This window comes from Dyella sp. EPa41, assembly GCF_016586165.1.
GTDB lineage: Bacteria > Pseudomonadota > Gammaproteobacteria > Xanthomonadales > Rhodanobacteraceae > Dyella.
Window position 1 is genome coordinate 37,569 of sequence record NZ_BCPR01000030.1, and the last position, 16,372, is coordinate 53,940.

The following is a 16,372-nucleotide window of genomic DNA, read 5'->3' on the forward strand; positions in this document are numbered from 1 at the left end:
AAGTAACCACCCTCCTCATAGCCGCCGGACTCAACCCATTCTTTTTCAGGAGCCACCTGAAGCGGGCCATTCCCGATTGGGGCGTCGAAGATCCACGCGGACGCACAGGCCATCAGACCTGGCCCGGGGAGAACCACCGACTAGCGATTGGCCTGAGTCGGGCGTTTCGCGAAAGGTTGTAACGAGTACAGACGGCAGCATCGCCGCCGTGACCCATGTCGCGCTTTCGATGACTCGTACCTAGCCGTGCGAGCTATGACGTTTTTCGGGATTGTCCGTCCGTGATAGGTCATGCACGTTGGTACCAATCAACGATAAGCACCACCCAAAAGCGGCGACTCCTTAGTTGCGTAATCGCATAAAACCGGGGACAAATAATGAGCACCATGGGTATCGCAGGGATGCTTCCCTTTCGTACCGTCATAAGCTTTGTGCACGGAACGCTTAAACGTCTGAGCTTGAAGTTGAGGGTAAAGTCGAGAGAGTGCCTCGCGTGTCAATCGCCCCTTGATGACTCAACCTCTTCCTCCGGCGCACGGCTGGCAACTTCTCCTCTTTCTCGGCTACGACTATTACTTCCCCTATTTGTGGCTATCGGCCTCGCAACGGGTATCGCGCAAGCGCAGCACGCGCCGGTCATTTTCTACAACGTGCCTAATTGGACGTCCGATTATCTGCACGTCAGGTATGCGACACCGCTCGAAGCCATTGTGGTGCCATGGGACGCAAACCAATGGAAATGCCTTGACGGCGAGCCTGGTTGGGCCTTTGCCGGAATGTATGCAGAGCATGTATCAGGATACGAAGACGGCACCTTTTACAATGCGTATTACTATCACAAGAACGAATTTACTTGCATCATAGACAGCGGGCCGTATCCAGATGGCGCCACGGCCCGAAGGTACGCCTACTGTGCTGGTACCGATGTGTGGGGAAACTCGGCAGATCAGTACGGGTATTCGGCGGACCAATTTCCGAACAGCATGTGTCCAAAGCCTGCCGTCGATCCCGATAAAAGTCGTGGCGTGCCCACATGCCCATGTAAAGTGGAGGGTGACCCGGTCAACCCTTCCACGGGCAACAAGTTTGAGTCTGTGGAGATCTATCGCGGCTCCGGTGCTTTTCCGCTGTCGTTCTCTATTTCATATAACAGTCAACACGGCAACAGCAGCATTCAGGCGCCAAACGACCTTGTCGTGGGCGCACGCCGTGTGCACAACTATCTTCGAATAATTCGACTGTATAGCAATACTGTCAGCGCCACAGCTTATGCGCTACGCCCCGACGGCAAAGTCCTTGGATTTAATCAGAGTGGCACGAGTTGGATCGCCGATGCCGATGTCGGTGACACGCTGACTGCCATCTACGCCACTGATGGATCCATTAGCGGATGGATGTACACAACTGGAAATGGTGATCAGGAGCTGTACAACAGCACCGGGCAGCTGATCGCCCTAACAGCCAAGGGCGACCTCACTCAGACGCTATTGTATAACGCTACCGGCACGTTAGCATCGGTCACCGACCCGGAGGGGCGCATACTTGCCTTTTCGTACGATGCCAACGGTCGTATCAGCGCCATGCAAGACCCAGGCGGGCTGGCCTATGGCTTTTCGTACGATTCGAACAACAACCTCAAAACCATCACATACTCCGATTCAAGCGTTCTCACTCTCGTGTATGGAGAGAATGGAGCTGGCGCCAATGACCTGACGGGAGTGATCGACGAAAGCAGCAATCGTATCGATACCACGCAATACGACTCATCGGATCGGGCGACATCCACGTCCGGTCCCAATGGGATTGGGAAGACTAGCTTTGGTTATGCCTATAACAGCAGCACTGCAACACCTACGTATACGGTTACTGACCCACTTGGCAAGGCACAAACAACCAGCACGGAATATCTCTTGGGTACCGTGCACCCACTAAATGTCAGCCAAACTTGTGCAGGCTGCAATACGGTGTCCAAACAGTACAGCTACGACATCAACGGTTATCTTTCGTCGGCCAGCGACTTTAACGGTAACACTACCAAGACAACCTACGATGCCAGCGGGTTGCTTAATCAGCAGATTGAAGCCTTCGGCCAAAGCAGCCAGCGAACCACGAACTTCACTTGGAATGCCACGCTTCGCGTACCCCTGACGCGCACTGTGTCCGGCGGTACGAACACTGTGGTCGCGAAGACATCATGGGCCTATAACGGCACGGGCCAAACCATTGGTCGATGCGACGCCAACCCGAATGTTGCTGGCGCCACCAGTTATTCCTGCGGGTCCGGTACAAATGCACCCGCGGGCGTACGCCAATGGACCTACACTTACTGCAATGCTGTGGACGGCATCCAGTGCCCATTGGCGGGTATCTTGCTGACAGTGGACGGCCCGCGTACAGACGTAGCGGACGTCACCCACTACAGCTATTACATGTCTACCGACGAATCAGGGTGCGGCACCTTGGGTGGGGCTTGCCATAGAGCTGGCGACCTTTACCAAGCGACGAACGCCATGGGTCAGGTCGTCACGATCATGGCTTACACCAAGAATGGTCAGATCGCACGGCAGTCCAATTCCAATGGTGTCATCACCGACTTCACCTATCACCCGCGTGGTTGGCTGCTGATCCGCACTGTGCGTGCCAATGCCGATGGTTCGTCTTCGGCTAGCGATGCGGTGGCCACCATCACCTACAAAGCCTACGGATCGGTCGAGTCGATTACCGATCCCGACGGTGTCAAGGTGACTTACACATACGACGCCGCCCATCGCCTAACGGATATCACCGACGCTTTAGGTGATCGAATCCATTACACGCTCGATGCCGCGGGCAATAAGACTAAGGAAGAGACCTTCGACCCCAGCGGCACGGTGCGTCGAACCTTGTCGCGCACGTACAACACACTTGGCCAGCTCACGCAGGTTACCGATGGCCTGACCAACGCGGTGTTCACCGCTGCCTACACCGATAGCTACGATGGGAACGGCAACCTGGTGCATAGCGTTGATGCGTTGGGCATTCAGCGCAAGCAAAGTTATGACGGCCTCAACCGACTGCAGACCACTATCGATAACTACAACGGCACAGACCAGGCAACCCAGAACACGCAGAGCACCTTCGCCTATGATGCGCTGGATCGACTTCAAGGGTTCAGCGATCCGGACAGTCTAAGCACGGCGTATGGCTACGACGGCCTGGGCAATGCCACATCGGTGCAAAGTCCGGATACGGGCAGTGTGACCAACCAATACGACTCGGCAGGCAATCTTACGCAGCATACGGATGCGCGCAGCGTGGTGACTCAATACACCTACGACGCGCTCAATCGTCGGAAGCAGATCATTTATCCCGCGCACCCGAATCTCAACGTTACGTACACGTACGACCAATCGGCCCCCATCGCCGGATGCCCTGGCAACTTCAACGTGGGTCACCTCACGACGATGACCGATGCCTCGGGCACGACCTCGTGGTGCTACACCAATCAGGGCGATATCCGCGAGGTCAAACAGACCATCAACGGTGTCACTTACTTGCACGGTTACGCCTACACGGCCGGTCGTCGCCTCAAGTACCTGCAATACCCGTCTGGGTTTGAACTCCTCTATGGCTTTGATGCCGCCGGCCGCGTCAACTCCATCGGCTATCTGCAGCAACCCGGACCATATGGCAGCTACACGAACAACACCATCACGCCACTGATCACCGGTGTGTCGTACTTCCCGTTTGGGCAAGTATCGGGCTATACCTGGGCGTCGGGCGGCCAGTCGGTCGCCCGCGCGATGGACGCCAATGGCCAAGTCACTGACGTCACCAGCGGGGCGTTAAACCTGCACTTTCGTCGCGACAATGCGGGCAACATTGCTGCGGCTGGTGTTTTACCCGGAGCCAATCCAGCGACCGAAAGTTATCAATACGATCCGCTCAGTCGCCTCAAAGAACTGGACGATGGCAGTGGCGCCGCCGAGCAGTCCTTTACGTATAACCGTACAGGCGACCGACTCAGTGCAACCATCGGCACATCGCCTGCTATCGGCTACACGTATCAAACGAACTCGCATCGACTCAGCGCGGTCGGCGGCCTCTCGCGACCGCTGGATGCCAATGGCAACACGACGGCATTAACCGCACCCAATGGCCTACTGGTCGGACTCGGCTATGACGACCGCAACTTGTTGACCGCCGTCACCAACGGCAGTTCGACCATTGCCAGTTATCAGTATGACGGGCTGGGTAACCGGGTCTGGCGAACTATCACCTACCCTAGCGGCGGGCAGATGGCGGCGGTCTATGACCCCGCCGGAACGGGCAACCTTTATGGGGAATACTTCGCGGCGGACTATCGCGAATACGTGTACCTCAACGGCATCCCTGTCGCATCGGCCACTGATGCCGGTCTCGCCGCCCCTATCGTGAGCTACCTGCATGCCGACCACCTAGGCACAGTCCGGTGTCATTCTGGTGTCGAGGGGTGCAGCTTGGTGCACATGCGCAATTTTGCGGCGCCAGAAACGACTTAGGCCACCCTTTCGGATGGCCTAAGTCGTTGTTTCTTCAAACTCAACATTCCACCCTATGCAGGATTGAACGTTAAATTTATGTTAATGGTGCCCAAGGGGGGACTCGAACCCCCACGCCTCTCGGCGCTACCACCTCAAGGTAGTGCGTCTACCAATTCCGCCACCTGGGCAGGTGTCTTACTTAATTTTTCTTCGGTTCCGTCGCGGGCGGCACATCGCTGGTGGCCTTGGCCGGAGCGGTGGCTGCCGGGACGTCACCCTGGCTTGCCGGCTTCGTGGCCTGCGGGATTTCCGCGTTGGCCGGAGCGGCGGGCTGCGCATTCTGCGTTGCGGCCGGCTTGTTGGCAAGACCGGACATTACGCCGAGATCGCTGCCGTTGGAGCCCTGCGGTGCACCGTGATGGCCCAGGTAGATACCCATGCCAAGGCTGAGCGCAAAGAACAGCGCGGCGAGCACACCCGTGGTGCGGGTGAGGAAGCTGGACGAGCCGCGCGCACCGAACACGGTGGCGGAAGCACCGCCGCCGAAACCGGAGCCCGCGTCCGCGCCGGCACCGCGCTGCATGAGGATCAGCACGATCATCGCCGCGGCGATCAAGATGTAGAAGACGCTGAAGATGACGAACATGGTTCTCTAAAGAGTCCGTAGCGCTTAGTGCGCCGCAGCGCAGATTCCCAGGAAATCGGCCGATGCCAATGAGGCGCCCCCGATCAATCCTCCATCCACGTCCGACTGCGCGAACAAGTCCGCAGCATTCGCCGCTTTGACGCTGCCACCGTAAAGCAGCCGGGTCAGACGGGCAATCATAGCATCTTCTTTTTCGAGTTGGCTACGGATGAATGCATGCACGTGCTGTGCCTGCTCCGGCGTGGCCGTGAGGCCGGTGCCAATGGCCCAGATCGGCTCGTAGGCGATCACGGCGGTGTCGAAACTGCCGATGCCGTTGTGCTCGATCACGGCCTTGAGCTGGCGGGCCACGACCGCTTCGGTGAGATTCGCCTCGCGCTCGGCCAGCGTCTCGCCCACGCACAGGATGGGCGTGAGCCCGCCAGCACGGGCCGCGGCGAACTTGTGCGCGACGATCCGGTCGGTCTCATGGTGGTACTGGCGGCGCTCGGAATGGCCGACGATCACCCACTGCGCGCCCACATCGGCCAGCATCGCGGCCGAGACGTCACCGGTATAAGCGCCCTGCCCGTCATGCTCGCTCACGTCCTGCGCGCCAAAGCCCAGGCCGGAACCCGCGTGCTGGACCGCCAGTTCGCCCAGGTAGGGGAATGGCGGGAACACGGCCACGTCGATGGCGGAAGGCAGCGCGGCAACGATGTCGCCGACCAGGGCCATGGCCATGCTGCGGCTACCATGCATCTTCCAGTTGCCCGCGACGAGCTTCTTGCGCATATCGCTATTCCGTTGCGTGTAAACCCGAAAGCATAGCGAGCGGCCCTGCCGCCGGCAATGCCAGCATCGACAACCCATTGCCTGACGGGCAAAAATCCACCAAACCACAAGGAGACCAGTTGATGCCGCCAGCCCGCCCACTCACCCTCGTCACGGGCGCATCCGCCGGTATCGGCGCCGCCTTCGCCCGCGATCTCGCGGCGCGCGGGCACGATCTCATACTGACAGCCCGGCGCGCCGAACGCCTGGAATCACTGGCCGGGGAACTGCGGGCACGGCACGGCTGCACGGTGACGGTGCTCCCGGCCGACCTGGCCGACCCGCAGGCCGTGCACGCGCTATGCGACGCGATCGCGCAACGTGGTCTGGCGGTGGACTGGCTGGTCAACAATGCCGGCTACGGCGTGCCGGGGACGTTTGAGGCGAACGAATGGGCCACGCACGAGGCCTTTATCCGCGTACTGATGACTGCGCCGGCCGAACTGGCGTGGCGCCTGCTGCCCGGCATGCGCCAGCGCGGCTACGGTCGCATCATCAACGTGGCTTCACTCGCCGGCCACGTGCCCGGGTCTGCCGGGCACACGCTATACGCGGCGAGCAAGGCCTACCTGATCAAGTTCTCGCAGTCGCTTGCGCTGGAGAACCGACACCTGGGCGTGCACGTCTGCGCGCTGTGCCCCGGTTTCACCTGGTCGGAGTTCCATGACGTGACCGGCACGCGCGAGCTGATGAACAAGCTGCCGAAGTTCATGTGGCAGACCGCTGAGGATGTGGTGCGCGAAGGTTACGACGCGGTTGAACACGGCGATATTGTGCACGTGACCGGCGGCGTCAATCGCTTCATCAAGGCGCTGACCAAGCTGCTGCCCGACCGATTGGCGCTTTGGCTGTCGGCGCGCGAATCAAAGCGATATCGCGCGCTGGAGGCCACTCACTGAGCCGTGCCGCGGCGGGAGCAGTGCAGCGTATCGCCGATCGCGAAGGCTCCGTCGCGTGCCACTTCCCAGTCGATGCGAAGGCCCTCGTGGCCTTCGCGCACATAGGTGAAGCGCTGGGCTGGCTTTACATCCGGTGCCGAGGCCCAGACCAGTCGATCATCCTTCCAGCCCGCGGACGAAAACAGGCGCGCGCCGCCGAAACTGTCGAGGATGGTCGCGTTGTAGCGCTGGTTTCTGGCGTCGAAGCCCCAGGCCTCGAGTGCGTGATAGAGCGCCGGTGACGACGTGTCGTCGTGATGTTTGACGAGCGCCTTGCCGTCGAGGTCGAACGCGAAGCGCACGGTGGAATCGATCGTCTTGCCGCTCGCGGGAAACACGCCATGGCACGTCCACTCGCCTTGCAGGTCGGTGAAGTCGCGCAGCGAGTCGGTGGTCGACGCGTAGGCGCTGCTGGACAGAACGACCAGGGCATACAGGAAAGGCTTGAGGCGCATGGCGGGCTCTCCTTGGCGGAAAGCGGAGCGTAGTGCCGCTCGCCACCCGGCGGATCGACCACAAGTCATGGGGAGCTGGCGGGAACGGAGGGAAGCCTCAACCATCGCCTGATGGAACTGCTTTAATCCTCTTGGCATCCGCGCATTGCGGGCTAGCCGCCACGTTTGACGTAGCAAGCGGCCGATCCAGCTGGTGTGCGCTTTTCGCTAGATTGTCCCCTCACCCCAGCCCTCTCCTCGCTCCTCAAAGCCGCGGCCATCCATGGCCGCTCCCCGCGTGCCCCGGAGGGGAGAGGGAGAAAGGGTGCCGCGCCCCATGGGCTTCATCACGGCTTAGCGAAGTGGCTTTAAGTCCTCTTCGCATCGGCGCGTTGCGGTGTGGCGGCTCCGTTCGAGGTAGTAACGAGCGCATCACGGCTGGCCTCGCTCGTCCGACGCTTCTATCCCGCATATCGCTAAGAGCCTTGGCTTTGAAGGCCATTTTCTTTGGGTTACTTTTCTTTGACTCCGGGCATCCTGCCCTCCGCCCTACGGGCCGGCTTCGCCGTTCGCACGCGCTCCTGCGCGTGCGTGGGCCAGCAAAAGAAAAGTGACTCGGCGGTCCCACGGGACTAGCTTCGCGTCGCCGGCAGGACGTCGAAACGCCCGCTGCGTAAGCGGCAACCTGACGGCAACATGGCAACCGAAGGCAATAGCCGCTCTCAAGAAAGAGAACTATGTAGCCCACCGCGAAAGGCTGTCGCGCACAGGGTGCGCTCCTACAGGGAGAGCATCGGTGCTTTTTGCAACAACCGAAAACTGCGGTGACGCCGAACAAGAGGCGATTCGACCCTAACAGACCATTCCTCTATGGCGGGAGGAATAAACGAGCTGCCGGCATGGCGACGAGTGAAGGCTGACGCTGCTGGATGACTCGCTACGCTCGCCCTTCGGGGCCGCCCTACGGGCGTTCTGCGCGCTGCGTGCTTGTCCGGCCTGCGCCGGGATGACGGGAATTGGAGGCTCGGGCGAAAGGCTGTCGCGCACAGGGTGCGCTCCTACAGGAGGGGAGCATCGGCGCTTCTACCGGCAACCAAAACTGCGGTATCCGCCAGCAGAAAAAGTGTACGGCACGCCATTCCTCTCCCCGGTCGGGGAGAGGAATGAAGCGGCTATCAGATCAGCTTGATCTCGCGCAGGCGCTGTAGCAGGTACTCGTGCGAGGTGATGCTGGTGTCGTAGCGGCTCGGGTTGTCGGCCGTGACGGTCTGCGGCAGCGGGTCTAGCACCACGTCCGGGTTCGGATGCAGGAAGTACGGTACCGAGTAGCGCGGCTTGCGGGCGTTCTCGTTCTGCGGGTTCACCACGCGATGCGAGGTGGAGGGATACACGTGGTTGGTCAAGCGCTGCAGCATGTCGCCGATGTTCACCACGATGGCGTCGCCTTCGGTGGTGATGGGCAGCCACTTGCCTTCACGCGTCAGCACTTCCAGGCCTTCGGCGCTGGCGCCGACCAGCAGCGTGATGAAGTTGATGTCTTCATGCGCGCCGGCGCGGACGTTGGGAATGTTGTCCTCGGTGATCGGCGGATAATGGATCGGGCGCAGGATGGAGTTGCCCTGGTCGATCTTGTCGTCGAAGAAATGCTCGGGCAGCTCGATGTGCAGCGCGAGCGCGCGCAGCACGCGCGAGCCGAGCTGGTCCAGCGCCTCGAACAGGCCGTAGCCGTTCTGCTTGAAGTTGGAGATTTCTTCCGGCCAGATGTTGGGCGGCATGACCTCCGCGAACTTCGAATCACGCGGGATCTCGCGACCGATGTGCCAGAACTCCTTGAGGTCGGCGTGCTTGCTGTCCTTCGCCGTCTCCACCTTGTAAGGCGTGTAGCCGCGCGCGCCGCCGGAGCCGGCCACGTGGTACTTCATCTTGGTTTCGGTAGGCAGCGCGAAGAAGCGCTGGAACGCGTCGTAGGCACCGTCGATCAGTTCGCGCGGGATGCCGTGGCCACTGATGCAGCAGAAGCCGAATTCGCGATAGGCATGGCCCAGCTCGGCGACGAAAGCAGCGCGGTCGGTGTCATATCGACGGATGTCGAGGGTTGGAACTTTCTTCATGGCTTGTCCACAGGGAGTGCGTGCGGTCCACTTGGAGGCTGCTCGACATCTCCATGTAGCCCCCGGGGCCAACCTTCCCGGCGCGGGCTGCATGGAGATGTCGACAGACTCGCTAATCCGCCACCGCAGGGGCGGGGCACGTCGGGCCAATCCCTGGCGACCTGGGTGTAGAGCTCAGGCTCTTACAGGCTCACGAGCGTTCAGCGGCGGATTTTACGACATCGGCCAGCCTTTCGGCCAACTGTCGAACCTCGCCCTCGTCGGCGGCCTCCACGGTAACGCGCACCACCGGTTCGGTGCCGGAGGCACGCAGCACCACGCGGCCACGCCCGGCCAGGGCCAGCTCGATCTCGGCCAGCGCCTCGCGCACGGCGTTGCCGTCCAGTGCTTCGCGGGCGCCGTCGGCGCGCACGTTGATCATGGTCTGGGGCATCTTCTGCATGCCCTGGCGGGCCTCGGTGAGGCTCTGGCCGGTCTGCTTCAGCGCTTCCAGCACGGCCAGTGCGGCCACGATGCCGTCGCCCGTGGTGGCGCGGTCCAGGCACAGGATGTGGCCGGAGGTCTCGCCGCCGAGGTTGCCATTGTTCTGCTTGAGCTGTTGCAGCACGTAGCGGTCGCCCACGTTCGCGCGGATCAGCGGTACGTCCAGCTTGCTCAGCGCCAGTTGCAGGCCGTAGTTGCTCATCAGGGTGCCGACCACCGGGCCTTCGAGCTGGCCGCTGGCATGCCAGGCGTTGGCCAGCACGTAGAGGATGTCGTCGCCGTCCGCCAGCTCGCCGTTGCGATCCACCAGTTGCACGCGATCGCCGTCGCCATCGAAGGCGATGCCGATATCCGCGCCCTGCTCCAGCACCGCGAGCTGCAGCGCCTGCGGATGGGTGGAGCCAACGTCGCGGTTGATGTTGAAGCCGTCCGGCTTGTCGCCGATCGTGGCCACCTGCGCGCCCAGTTCGGTGAACACCTTGGGCGCAACCTGGTAGGTCGCTCCGTTGGCGCAATCGAGCGCGATCTTCATGCCGCGCAGGCTGAAGTCCTCGGCGACGGTGGACTTGCAGAACTCGGCATAGCGCGTCACCGCGTCGGCCACGCGGATGGCCTTGCCCAGTCGCTCGGAGGCTACGGTGGTGAACTCCAGCTCCAACTCCGCCTCGATGGCGAGCTCGATCTCGTCGGAGAGCTTCTCGCCGTCGGCGGAAAAGAACTTGATGCCGTTGTCGTGGTGCGGATTGTGCGAGGCGCTGATGACGATGCCCGCATCCGCGCGCAGCGAACGCGTCAGGAAGGCCACGGCCGGCGTCGGCATCGGGCCGAGCAGGCCCACGTCGGTTCCCGCGGCAACCAGGCCGGCTTCCAACGCGGCTTCGAACATGTAGCCCGACACCCGGGTGTCCTTGCCGATCAGCACCTTTGGCCGCGGATGGCCCTGGCGTGAAAGCACCACGCCGACGGCACGTCCCAGCTTCAGCATGAAGTCCGCGCTGATCGGCCATTCGCCGACCAGGCCGCGAATACCGTCGGTTCCAAAATACTTGCGTTGCGTCATGGCTGCACTCCAAAGGCTCGCGCAGTCGCCGCGCGTTCCTTGCCTTTATCCAGTCGAATCATTCGTCGTCCGGCCAACGCGGCGCGGACGGCTTGGTATCCCGGCGTGCCGGGGTATCCCCAGCCTGTACTGCATGCCACACGGCCAGCGCGTCGACGGTGGCCGCCACGTCATGAACGCGAACCATGCGCGCGCCACGCTGAACCGCGACAAGCGCCGCGGCCACCGAACCGGCCGCCCGTTCAGCGGGCACTTGGCGTCCGGTGATCGCGCCGATCATCGACTTGCGCGATAGACCCACGTACACACCGCTGCCGAGATTGGCGAACCGCTCCAGCGCGCGCAGCAGCGCGAGGTTGTGTTCCAGCGTCTTGCCGAAGCCAAAGCCCGGATCGACCATCACCTTGCGGCGATCGATGCCCGCCAGCTCGCAGGCAAACAGACGATCCGTCAAGAAACGGTGGACGTCTCCCACCACGTCGTCGTACTGGGGATCGTCCTGCATGCCGCGCGGCTCGCCCAGCATGTGCATCAGGCACACCGGCACGCCCAGCTCGGCGACGGCATCGAGGGCGCCTTCGCGCCGCAACGCGTAGACGTCGTTGATCATGCCGGCGCCGGCTGCCACGGCGGCACGCATCACCTCCGGCTTGGAGGTATCGATGGCCAGCGGCACGGTGGTCTTCGCCGCCAGCTGCTGCAGGACCGGCACCACGCGGGACAGTTCTTCCTCCACCGACACGTCGCCAGCGCCGGGGCGGGTGGACTCGCCCCCGATATCCAGCATGTCGGCGCCCTCTTCCACCATGCGCAGGCCATGCGCGACGGCCTCGTCGACGCTGCCGTGGCTGCCGCCGTCGGAGAAGGAATCGGGGGTGACGTTGAGGATGCCGACCACGCGCGGCCGGTCGAGCTTGAGCGGGCGACCGGCGCAATCGAGCACGGGAGCGAACAGATCAAGGGACATGATGACTCCCGTGGGTGAAGCGGATCAGGATTCGCCGCCCAGCGGCCCCATGAACTGGCGGTAATAGCGCAATTCGTCGATGGAATCGCGGATGTCCGATAGCGCCGTATGCGCGGATTCCTTGGAGAAGCCCTTGCCGATCGCCGGGGCCCAACGGCGCGCCAGTTCCTTGAGGGTGGACACGTCGAGGTTGCGGTAATGGAAGTAGCGCTCCAGCCGCGGCATCTGGCGATGCAGGAAGCGGCGGTCCTGGCAAATGGAGTTGCCGCACATCGGTGACTTGCCGGGCGGCACCCAGTCCTTCAGGAACTGGAGCGTGGCCTGTTCGGCCGCGGCATGATCGTCGGCGGACGCGACCACCTGTTCCCACAGGCCGGAACGGCGATGCTGGTTGCGGTTCCATGCATCCATGCCTTCGAGGCGGTCCAGCGGATGATGGATCGCAAACACCGGCCCCTCGGCCAGTATGCGAAGGTCCTTGTCGGTGACGATGGTGGCGATCTCCAGGATGGAGTCGTTGTCCGTATCGAGCCCGGTCATTTCCAGATCGATCCAGATCAGATTGTCGTCGTTCGCTTGGCTCATGCGCCCTCCTGGCGGCGAAGTCTAGCAGCAGGCCTGCGGTCCGGCCCCTTTTTTGGGCAACCGCCGCGAGGCCCTGTGCGATGATCGGCAAATGCAGACCTTCTTCTGGCACGACTACGAGACCTTCGGCGCCGATCCCTGGCGCGATCGTCCGGTGCAGTTCGCTGGCATTCGCACCAACCTCGACCTGGAGATCGTCGACGAGCCGGTGATGTTCTTCGGCAAGCCTCCCCGCGAAATGCCGCCGCACCCGGAGGCCTGCCTGATCACGGGCATCACGCCCCAGCAGGCCGAGCGCGAAGGTGTGATCGAGGCGGAGTTCGCCGCCCGCGTGCACGAGCAGCTGGCCCAGCCCGGCACCTGCGGCGTGGGCTACAACTCGCTGCGCTTCGACGATGAAGTCACCCGCCAGCTGCTGTACCGCAACATGTACGAGCCCTATGGCCGCGAGTGGGAAAACGGCAACTCACGCTGGGACCTGATCGACCTGGTGCGCATGTGCCAGGCGCTGCGCCCCGAAGGCATCGTGTGGCCGACGCGCGAGGACGGCACGCCCAGTTTCAAGCTGGAACATCTCGCCGCGGCGAACCATCTGCAGCAGGAGCGCGCCCACGACGCGCTCTCGGACGTGCACGCCTTGATCGACCTCGCCCGCCTGATCCGCGTGCGTCAGCCACGCCTGTGGGATTGGTATTTCGGGCTGCGCCGCAAGCAGCGCGTGTTCGAGCTGCTGGACTTCGCCACGATGACGCCCGTGGTGCACGTGTCCTCGCGTTACCCATCGAGCAGGCACTGCCTGACGGTGGTCGTGCCGCTGGCGGCGCATCCCACCCGGCCGGCCGAGATCATCGTGTACGACCTGACCTGTGATCCGTCCGAATGGCTTGCGCTGGATGAAGAGGACATCGCCGACCGCGTGTTCACCGCGCGTGCGGACCTTCCCGAGGGCGTCACGCGCATTCCGCTGCGCACCGTGCGCGCCAATCGCGCACCCGCGCTGGCGCCGCTATCCGTGCTCCAGGGCGTGGATCTGGATCGCCTGCAGCTCGACCTGGCGCAGATTGAGGCCCATCGCGACAGGCTGGCCAGCGCCGATGGACTGGCGGCGAAATTGCGCCGCGTGTTCCAACGGGCTGCCGACCTGCCGCCGCCCGGCGATCCGGAGCTCGCCTTGTACGGCGGCTTCCTGCCCGATGCGGACAAGCGCCTGCTGGCCGAGGTGCGCGGCACCCCGCCTGCGGAACTGGGGCAGCGCGCGTTTCCCTTCCGCGACCCGCGTTACGCCGAGCTGCTGTTCCGCTACCGTGCGCGCAACTGGCCCGACACCCTGAGCGACGACGAGCAGGCACGCTGGCTGGCGTTCCGTCGCGATCGCCTGCTCAAGCCCACGCCGTTGACCAACCTCACCCTCGACGAATACTTCGCGCGCATCGAAGCCTTGCGAGCCGATCCGACCCGCCAAGCCAAGCTCCCCTTGCTCGACCAGTTGCAGCTTTGGGGAGAGCAGCTCGCCGGCGACATTGCCATCCTTCCCGCCTGACCACCACCATGCCGACTGCCTATTTCACGCCCGCCACGTTCCGCTTCCTGCGCTCGCTCGATCGCAACAACAACCGCGAATGGTTCCAGGCCCACAAGGACAACTACGAGCGCGATGTGCGCGAGCCGTTCCTTGCGCTCATCACCGACCTGCAGGCGCCACTGAAGAAGATCAGCCCGCATTACCGCGCCGATCCGCGCAAGAACGGCGGCTCGTTGTTCCGCATCTATCGCGATACGCGTTTCTCCAACGACAAGCAGCCCTACAAGCCATGGCAGGGCGCGCGCTTTTTCCACGAGCGGCGCAACGAAGTGCACGCGCCGTCGTTCTACATGCACCTGCAACCGGGCGACAGCTTCGCCGGCGGTGGCATGTGGCATCCGCAGTCCGATGCGCTCAAGCGCATCCGCGACTTCCTTGCCGACAATCCGGAAGCCTGGAAGCGCGCGACGCGAAGCAAGGCGTTCCGGGATCACTTCGAGTTCTGGGGCGAGTCGCTGAGCCGGCCGCCGCGCGGCTTCGATGCGAACCATGAGCTGATCGACGATATCAAGCGCAAGGATTTCGCCTGCGGCGAAGGCTTCGACGAGAAGCTGGCGTGTTCGTCGGAACTGCTGCCGTGGCTCGTGGAGACATACAAGCGGGTGGCGCCGATGATCGATTACCTGTGTGCGTCGCAGGAGCTGGATTTTTAAGAGGCCATCGCAAGCATCATCGTGCGCCCATCTCTCTTGGGAGAAGATGGCGGCAATCGGACCAGGCACCTCGGGGGGTGAGGGTTCGGGTGGAGCGGATGATGAAAGCTTGCGCGAGCCCCGCACCCTCTCCCCAACCCCTCTCCCGGCGCGAGAGGGGCTGAAGAGCCGGGCTAGGCGGCCTCGTCAGCCAGCTTGAGTCCGGGACGCTGCCTGGCGAGCTTCCGCAGCAGCAAGGCGAAGTTCTGCAGGTCCGCATGCCAGGGTGAAGCTTCGCGCCAGTACAAGGCGATCTCGCGCCCCGGCTGCTCGCCCTTGAGCTTGGCCAGCACCACATTGGGCATCGACGCCAAACGGTCGTGTGCGAGCGCGGGGACCAGTGCATAGCCGCCACGCAGTTCCACCAGTGCAGCGAGGCTTTCCAGGCTGACGTCCTGCACGTGGCCGCCGCCGAGGATGTCCTCGCAGTGGCTTTCGGTCATCAAGGTGGCGTCGCCTGCTTCCAACTGGTCCAGCGACACGCTGCGCTTGCCCGCGAGCGCATGGTCGGCGCGGAACATCACTTCCCACGGCTCGAAGAACAGCGGCCGCGTCGCCACGCCGCTCACCGGCGTCACGCGAGGTGCAAGCACGGCGTCGAGTTCGCCCTCGTTGAGGCGACGCAGCAGGCCGCGCGGCTTGCCTTCGGAGAGGCTCAGGCGCGTACCCGGAAAATGCTGGGGAAACGGACCAATCAGGTGCGGCAGCAGATAGGGACCCAGCGATGCGGGCACGCCGAGGCGCAGTTCGCCGCCGAAGGCGACTTCGCCGGCACGCGCTACCTGCTGCAGGTGTTCAGCGGCGGCGAGCACGGCGTCGATCTGCTCCAGCAATCGCTGGCCGCCCGCCGTCGGCACCACGCGACGGCCACCGCGCTCGAACAGCGGCGCTCCCAGCGCCTGCTCCACCTTCTGCACCTGATGCGAGAGTCCCGACGGACTGATGTGCATCGCCCGCGCCGCGCTGTTGAAACTGCCGTGCCGATGCACGGCCTGAACCAGCATCAGGTCGCGCAACGAGACTACCGAGAGATGGCTGGAGATCATGCACGGCCTGCAGGCGATGGGACGGCGAAAGCATAAACGACGGAAGGATGCGTGGGTTGTTCACCCTCGCCTCGCCTCATGGCCCCGAGGCCCCGGGCGCACAAATACACGCAACGCCCCATTGGCGCGATGTCTCTTTGTAGGAGCGCACCCAGTGCGCGACAAGCCAACGAAGCGGTGACGCCGATGCGCCGCGGTCGCCCACTGGGTGGGCTCCTACAAATGCAGGCATCGCCCCATCTAGGCGATATCCCTCTGTAGGAGCGCACCCAGTGCGCGACAAGCCAACGAAGCGGTGACGCTGATGCGCCGCGGTCGCCCACTGGGTGGGCGCCTACAAATGCAGGCAGCGCCCCAATTGCGCGATGTCGTCTGTAGGAGCGCACCCAGTGCGCGACAAGCCAACGAAGCGGCGACACCGATGCACCGCGGTCGCCCACTGGGTGGGCGCCTACAAATGCAGGCAACACCCCAATTGCGCGATGCCCTCTGTAGGAGCGCACCCTGTGCGCG

Annotated in this window: 12 protein-coding genes and 1 tRNA gene; 4 read left to right on the forward strand and 9 right to left on the reverse strand. The window is 63.1% G+C overall.

Annotation, left to right across the window (positions count from 1 at the left end):
- Positions 1 to 377 precede the first annotated feature (377 nt).
- Complete coding sequence (locus JMF82_RS11500) at positions 378 to 4,520, forward strand: DUF6531 domain-containing protein (RefSeq protein ID WP_201314714.1); 4,143 nt, start codon at positions 378 to 380, stop codon at positions 4,518 to 4,520.
- A gap of 85 nt (positions 4,521 to 4,605) precedes the next feature.
- On the opposite strand, the gene JMF82_RS11505 is transcribed toward JMF82_RS11500, so the two are convergent.
- The 3 genes from JMF82_RS11505 to tpiA form a co-directional block, all read right to left on the reverse strand.
- Positions 4,606 to 4,690, reverse strand: a tRNA-Leu gene (locus JMF82_RS11505).
- A gap of 11 nt (positions 4,691 to 4,701) precedes the next feature.
- A complete protein-coding gene (secG, locus tag JMF82_RS11510) occupies positions 4,702 to 5,148 on the reverse strand; it encodes a preprotein translocase subunit SecG (RefSeq protein ID WP_201314715.1) in 447 nt (148 codons plus the stop codon).
- A 24-nt stretch (positions 5,149 to 5,172) separates the two neighbouring features.
- On the reverse strand, positions 5,173 to 5,922 hold the full coding sequence (gene tpiA, locus JMF82_RS11515) for a triose-phosphate isomerase (RefSeq protein WP_201314716.1): 750 nt from the start codon (positions 5,920 to 5,922) through the stop codon (positions 5,173 to 5,175).
- Between the two features lie 122 nt (positions 5,923 to 6,044).
- On the opposite strand from tpiA, the gene JMF82_RS11520 reads away from it, so the two are divergent.
- The gene (locus JMF82_RS11520) at positions 6,045 to 6,860 is read left to right on the forward strand and encodes an SDR family oxidoreductase (protein WP_201314731.1); all 816 of its coding nucleotides are present in this window, start codon (positions 6,045 to 6,047) and stop codon (positions 6,858 to 6,860) included.
- On the opposite strand, the gene JMF82_RS11525 is transcribed toward JMF82_RS11520, so the two are convergent.
- From JMF82_RS11525 to orn, 5 genes are all read right to left on the reverse strand, one after another.
- On the reverse strand, positions 6,854 to 7,354 hold the full coding sequence (locus JMF82_RS11525) for a hypothetical protein (protein ID WP_201314717.1): 501 nt from the start codon (positions 7,352 to 7,354) through the stop codon (positions 6,854 to 6,856). The two genes, JMF82_RS11520 and JMF82_RS11525, sit on opposite strands and share 7 nt — an antisense overlap.
- 1,154 nt (positions 7,355 to 8,508) lie before the next feature.
- Positions 8,509 to 9,444, reverse strand: a complete 936-nt coding sequence (locus JMF82_RS11530) for an isopenicillin N synthase family oxygenase (protein WP_201314718.1) — start codon at positions 9,442 to 9,444, stop codon at positions 8,509 to 8,511.
- Positions 9,445 to 9,634: 190 nt separating this feature from the next.
- Entirely contained in the window at positions 9,635 to 10,987 is a 1,353-nt protein-coding gene (glmM, locus tag JMF82_RS11535; RefSeq protein ID WP_201314719.1) for a phosphoglucosamine mutase, read from the reverse strand.
- Between the two features lie 58 nt (positions 10,988 to 11,045).
- Complete coding sequence (gene folP / locus JMF82_RS11540; RefSeq protein WP_201314720.1) at positions 11,046 to 11,954, reverse strand: dihydropteroate synthase; 909 nt, start codon at positions 11,952 to 11,954, stop codon at positions 11,046 to 11,048.
- A 24-nt stretch (positions 11,955 to 11,978) separates the two neighbouring features.
- On the reverse strand, positions 11,979 to 12,539 hold the full coding sequence (orn, locus tag JMF82_RS11545; protein WP_201314721.1) for an oligoribonuclease: 561 nt from the start codon (positions 12,537 to 12,539) through the stop codon (positions 11,979 to 11,981).
- Positions 12,540 to 12,630: 91 nt separating this feature from the next.
- On the opposite strand from orn, the gene sbcB reads away from it, so the two are divergent.
- Entirely contained in the window at positions 12,631 to 14,079 is a 1,449-nt protein-coding gene (gene sbcB / locus JMF82_RS11550; protein WP_201314722.1) for an exodeoxyribonuclease I, read from the forward strand.
- A gap of 8 nt (positions 14,080 to 14,087) precedes the next feature.
- Positions 14,088 to 14,774 (forward strand): DUF2461 domain-containing protein, encoded by a 687-nt coding sequence (locus tag JMF82_RS11555; RefSeq protein WP_201314723.1) that lies wholly within the window; start codon positions 14,088 to 14,090, stop codon positions 14,772 to 14,774.
- A gap of 173 nt (positions 14,775 to 14,947) precedes the next feature.
- Here JMF82_RS11555 and JMF82_RS11560 read toward each other — a convergent pair whose 3' ends face one another.
- On the reverse strand, positions 14,948 to 15,859 hold the full coding sequence (locus JMF82_RS11560; RefSeq protein WP_201314724.1) for a LysR family transcriptional regulator: 912 nt from the start codon (positions 15,857 to 15,859) through the stop codon (positions 14,948 to 14,950).
- Positions 15,860 to 16,372 lie beyond the last annotated feature (513 nt).

Bases quoted from the DNA above. Each gene is read 5' to 3' on its own strand.
- JMF82_RS11500 (WP_201314714.1), top strand. From the start codon at position 378: ATGAGCACCATGGGTATCGCAGGGATGCTTCCCTTTCGTACCGTCATA.
- secG (WP_201314715.1), bottom strand. From the start codon at position 5,148: ATGTTCGTCATCTTCAGCGTCTTCTACATCTTGATCGCCGCGGCGATG.
- tpiA (WP_201314716.1), bottom strand. From the start codon at position 5,922: ATGCGCAAGAAGCTCGTCGCGGGCAACTGGAAGATGCATGGTAGCCGC.
- JMF82_RS11520 (WP_201314731.1), top strand. From the start codon at position 6,045: ATGCCGCCAGCCCGCCCACTCACCCTCGTCACGGGCGCATCCGCCGGT.
- JMF82_RS11525 (WP_201314717.1), bottom strand. From the start codon at position 7,354: ATGCGCCTCAAGCCTTTCCTGTATGCCCTGGTCGTTCTGTCCAGCAGC.
- JMF82_RS11530 (WP_201314718.1), bottom strand. From the start codon at position 9,444: ATGAAGAAAGTTCCAACCCTCGACATCCGTCGATATGACACCGACCGC.
- glmM (WP_201314719.1), bottom strand. From the start codon at position 10,987: ATGACGCAACGCAAGTATTTTGGAACCGACGGTATTCGCGGCCTGGTC.
- folP (WP_201314720.1), bottom strand. From the start codon at position 11,954: ATGTCCCTTGATCTGTTCGCTCCCGTGCTCGATTGCGCCGGTCGCCCG.
- orn (WP_201314721.1), bottom strand. From the start codon at position 12,539: ATGAGCCAAGCGAACGACGACAATCTGATCTGGATCGATCTGGAAATG.
- sbcB (WP_201314722.1), top strand. From the start codon at position 12,631: ATGCAGACCTTCTTCTGGCACGACTACGAGACCTTCGGCGCCGATCCC.
- JMF82_RS11555 (WP_201314723.1), top strand. From the start codon at position 14,088: ATGCCGACTGCCTATTTCACGCCCGCCACGTTCCGCTTCCTGCGCTCG.
- JMF82_RS11560 (WP_201314724.1), bottom strand. From the start codon at position 15,859: ATGATCTCCAGCCATCTCTCGGTAGTCTCGTTGCGCGACCTGATGCTG.